The 5,420-nt window shown below is 42.1% G+C and carries 2 protein-coding genes; both read right to left on the minus strand.

The features are described from left to right. Positions 1-247 (minus strand): hypothetical protein (locus tag I6E83_RS14550; RefSeq protein WP_197102961.1); only part of this gene is annotated, 247 nt, incomplete at its 3' end. Between the two features lie 664 nt (positions 248-911). Then, a partial coding sequence (locus I6E83_RS14555; RefSeq protein WP_197102962.1) for an RHS repeat-associated core domain-containing protein occupies positions 912-5,420 on the minus strand: 4,509 nt, incomplete at its 5' end.

Genomic DNA, 5,420 nt, shown 5'->3' on the forward strand with positions numbered 1-5,420 from the left:
TGCTACTACCAGTATAAGTGCCAATTAAGCGGTTATCGTAACGATATAGATCACTCTGCTGAGTATGTTGGGCAACTTGCGGACGAACGGTGGTGATGCGGTCTTGTCTGTCAGCGAGGTTGGCTGGGTTTTGACTGAGAATGCTTTGGATATCGTTTGTGTCTGGTCGCAATGCTTCGCCATCATGGGGTAGTAACACCAGCGTGTGGCTGTCGGCTTCGTGACGGTAACTTGTCTCGAGTGGCAAGCTTCCACAAACGCACTCAAAGATTGCTTAACAGGCATGGACATCGCCCATTGTTTCTACCACCGCACAGCTCTGATGTGAATCCTGCCCAAGGATAACAAAGCAAAGCACTGCTTTGCCCGAGCGCAAGACGAGAGCTGTGCTCAAGTGGGAGAAGAAGTGCGTACAAGCAAAACTTCTACGCCAAGGCTGGATGGAGAATAATCTACCTAAACTATTTCATGATATGGACTGTTCCAGTTTTATTATGCATTAACTATAAGTTCAAATTAATCATGCGTTACATAATGAATAACGATAACGTTTTATATATAGTTATATGCAATAATGTAAATACGATTACTAGTAGTAAAAACCTATTTTTAGTAAAAAAGACATTATCAGATTTAATTAATTTATATACAACTATTATATAAACTAATGGAATTACCCAAAGAGGTGGAAATATAATGAACAACTTCATGGAAGTAAAAATATTATTATAAAACGTTTTTGTTATCTCCATAGTAAAACCAAATGAAAAATCAGTTTGCCCATTAAATTTATTTTCAGCTATATAAGTTTTTCTAATATGAATTATCAAAGATATTATTGAACCAATGACAAATGATATTATTAATTCCAATATATTAAATTTATTATTTATTTTTTTGACCATAACTTTTTACCTTGTAGGTGGGCCAGATACTGTTTCACTAAAAATAGAAGCATGATGCTTTACTGATTCTGTCAAGGACTCTACAGAGAGATTGAAGCTAGTCTTACTTGGACCAAGTGTCCCACCAGCATCTTCTGTTGTATGTGGAGACATTCTAGCTTCATCCGCATCAGTACCAGTTCCAAAATAAGGATAATAGTCAGGAGTCCCTCTACATTCCCACCGTGTATCATTTCTTTTATCAACTAGAACACCTCTACTATCATAAAAACATTCATTAGCTGGTGCATCATTATTATTTTCACCAGGTATTCTATTTTCCAAAACGCCTTTGAATCCACAATGAAAGAAATTAGAGTTACCACCATACTCTTTCCATCCACCTGAGCCCTCTGCACATGAAGTACAGCTTGTTGGTCGAGATGATGGACATGGTGACATGTTACCAGCTTTTAAATGTTTTTCTATATCAGCTTCATACATATCAGACCATCTTTCGTTTATTTGTTGTCGAGAGTATTGTGCTGGTCCACCTGGTCTCTGCCCTATTCCTTTTATAGCTGGTATTTTAGGCTGTACACTTGAATCATTTTCTAAACTTGTAATAGCCTCTTTTCTTGAAACTAACCCCAAAGGATCAATCCACCCTGTCGGATTTGGCGCATACGCAAACACATTACTACCACCCATCAAACCTATTGGATCACGGCTCGTAAACATTCCCATATCAGGATCATAATAGCGGAAGCGATTGTAATGTAGTCCTGTTTCTACGTCATACACCTGACCTTGGAAGCGGATCGGCTGCAAGTGCTCTTTTTCTATCTGTAGTGGATTTAGCTTCTGATCATGCCAAACTTCTTTGCCTTCCACTCGAGCATAGCTCTCGTCTTGCGACGCTAAACTGTGCCCCCAGCACATTTCTTTATGCGGCGCGCCCCAAGCCTCATAATCAGCGAGCCAAACTACTTCACCTTGCTCGTTAGTCAACTCATTAGGTGTGCCTAGCTGATCGTTATGATAATGATAGACTTGTATTGAATTGCCATCATAATTGCTTGCTACGTTGTCACTGTCATCGTTAGCGGCTTGTTGCAGACCATCTTTGAGCCATACCATTCTTGCTATAGGCGTAAAGCTGCCTTGGTCATAGATCGTGTTGTAGACATGGGTGTCGGTATGTTCTTGAATGGCCTTATCACCGTCCCAAAGCATGTGCGTGTGCTTTTGCTCTGTGTTTGATCCTTGGCTGATTTGACTGTGCTTATGAATCCGTCTGCCAAAGGCATCGTAGTAATAGTCAGTCGTAGTGACGATGGTGTCGCTACCTTTATGATGAGTGAGTATGGTTTGACTCAACTCGTTATTAGCGTTGTATTTAAATGTTAGCTCTTTTTTAAACTGTATTAGATTGTTGTTTGACTGGTGCGTGTTGGCTGCTATGGTTTTATGAACAACTCTACCATCATTGTCATAGGTGTAGCGCACACGTTTACCTTGGCTGATGAGTTCTGTTGGGCGGCCTTGTAGCTTGCGCATCGTTGTTTGAGCTTGTTTATTAGTATCCTCTACTCTACTGCTATGAGTCGATACTCGGTTCCCTGCTGGGTCAAAGGTGAATTGCTCTATGACGCTGCTGTTTTGACCCATGAGTTTATGCTGAGTGAGACGGCCTATAGCATCGTACTGGTAGTGATGGTTGCGGGTGTGCTGCTGGACGGTGTGCTGCTGGACGGTGTGCTGCTGGACGGTGTGGTCTTTACCGGTAAGTGATGTCTGACTGTTGATGTCAGTGAGTTGTCCAGTCGTGCCATATTGGTATTGTCGTCCAACGACGATATGGTCATTATAGCTGCTATTTTGGTTGATGAGTCGTCCCATGGGATCATGGGTATAAACGCTATCAAGGACACCTTGTTGGCGGGTGACCTCAACATGGAGTTTGTTTCGCTCACTGTGACGTATCTCAATATGCTGATCGGTACTTGAGTCATGTAGGCTTTGGTTATATAGGTGACCTGAGCCGTAATAGAGCTGATTGATGACTTTGCCGTCAGGTAATGTGGTGGCGATACGATTGCCTAGCTCATCGTAATCGTGTTGCAGCGCTAAGCTATACTCGTGTTGTAGTCCTGCGATGTTAAGGGTGCTGGTTTGACGCTCTTTGATGAGCTGTCCGTTGGCACCATAAGCTAGATCAATTCGGCTGTGCGGGTTGGTTGCGCTCAGAAGTTTGCCTGCTTTGTCATATTGATACTCAACCTGATAAGATTGTTCTGCGCTTCTACTGTGTTGAGTGAGCACCTGTCCTATCAAGTCTCGCTCATAACTGATACGGCGCTGCTGGTTTGAGGGTAGATGCGGGTTGTCAATTTGGCTTATTAAATTGCCAAGCGCGTCAAAGCGATATCGGCTTTGATGACCATCAAAGCGAGTTTCACTGATTAAGTTATCACCTTTATCATACTCAAAGGTCCAGTGTTCACCATTCTCATTGGTGAGCTGACTTAGACGACGATAGTCATCGTAAGCATAAGCAATACTGTTACCTGATGCATCTATTTGTTTGATGACTAGACCATCAACCTCATAGTGAGTTGAAGTCGTAATGCCTAACGTATCATCATGTTTATCAGTCAGCTGACCGATATCATCATAGCGCATCTCGATGCTATTGCCATCTGGATAATTGACTCGTTTAACGAGGGTACTTAGCCAAGGTTTACTATCGTCATAATGGTAGCGCATTGCATTACCTTCAGCATCAATGATCTGTTCTATACGCTGCTTATCATCGTATAGATATTGGGTTTGATAGCCACTACAGTCGGCCTGATTGATCAAGTTGCCGTAGTCATCGAATGCAAACTTAAAACTGCTACCGTTGGCTAAGGTTTTTGTGATTAGGTTGCCGTGGTCGTCATAATTAAACTGGGTGGTATGTCCTAGGGGATCAGTAGTAGCAATTAGCTGACCTTGCTCGTTATAAGTAAATTTGCGTGTATTACCCAAGGCATCTTTTAACGCCATGAGCTGGTTGCCTACGTACTGGTAGTGAACAGTTCTATATTCAGACTTACCTGTGTTTGAGTCTTCGCTGATCAATACTCTTTTACTCTTTGGCTGACTACCATCAAACTCATATTCGACAATACCACCATTAGGATGTTCGACTTTAATCAAGCGATCTAAGTGATCATGAGTCAGTCGTGTGGTATATCCTAACGGGCTGATATGTTGCTTTAGAATGTACGTATTATCATAACGATATTCATGACGACGACTATCCTGGCTATTTGGCTGTTCGGTCACGACTGTGCGTAGCTGCTGGCTCCCTTCTTCATCGATAGTACTGCCATAATCAAACTGATAACTTAGTCCATTACTTAAAGTATGTTTTATAACTTTTGCTGTCTTTGCATTATGGGTTTGATCATAGATATAATCACCTTCAAGCCCATTTGGCATCTGTTGCCATGTCATAATATGGTCAGTATAAGCAAACTTGCGCATCAGATGCTCGTGACGGTACACCTCTACCAAATCACCCTCATCACTATAGTGATAGCGCACCAATTTAAGCGTAGGCTGATCACCTTCTCCCACTTGGCTAAGTTGCATCAGTCTTGGCTGATTGGCAACGAGCTCAAAGTCAAGCTGATAGCAACGATCGCTTGAGTCAGTGATATAGGTTGGTAAATGCGCTAAAGCCTTATTGGCTGTCTCTGTATACTGTAGTTCAATGCTATACCCATAACGATTACGCATCTGGCTTGGCAATACCATTGTTTTACTATGTGCGACATCAACATGGTTAAAGCGTAACGCTGCACCTTCGAACTGTTTATAGTCAGGTGAGGTTGGATAATGTATTCCCTGATAGAGAATAAAGTCAAAGCGCTCAGTTTTATTACTGCCCTTTGTTGGCCTTTTGGCATTAGGTAGTCTGTATAAGGTTAAGCTTGCAAAGGGTTGAATGACAGACTCACCCACTTTAGGATAGTCAAAAGCCAATCGTCTACCTGTATTGTCAATGAGATACACACGTTTCCCTTGAGCATCTACCTCAAGCTTTTGCTCGTAACCTTGTGCGATCCAGCCTTGCCCAAACCAGCCATTGTTAGTATTTTGACTGTTGTACAATCGTTTCAAGGTGAATGGTAGATAGCCTTTACCAGTATAGTCTAAATCATTACTGTCAAATAAAACCTTGCATCCTTGCAGGATATTAACTGGACCACCCGCCGTAGTTTCTACAACTTCACCATTCTTAAGTGGACAATCTGCCTCAGGCTTTAAACTTGAATCAAGACTTTTAGGACTAAAGTTTAATTTGAAGTCTTCCTTATTTAGATTGGCTTGTTTTAAATTTAGCGATTGTAATGAACTGGCAACACTGCCCCGATCCACCTTACTAGCCTTATAGCCCACTTGAGCAGGCGTGATAAACGTCACATTGCCACCTGATATCTCAATACCACTGCCTGCCGCTTTTAGGGTCAGCGTATCAGGCGC

It is taken from the genome of Psychrobacter sp. SZ93C1, from assembly GCF_015864635.1.
Lineage (GTDB): Bacteria > Pseudomonadota > Gammaproteobacteria > Pseudomonadales > Moraxellaceae > Psychrobacter > Psychrobacter fozii.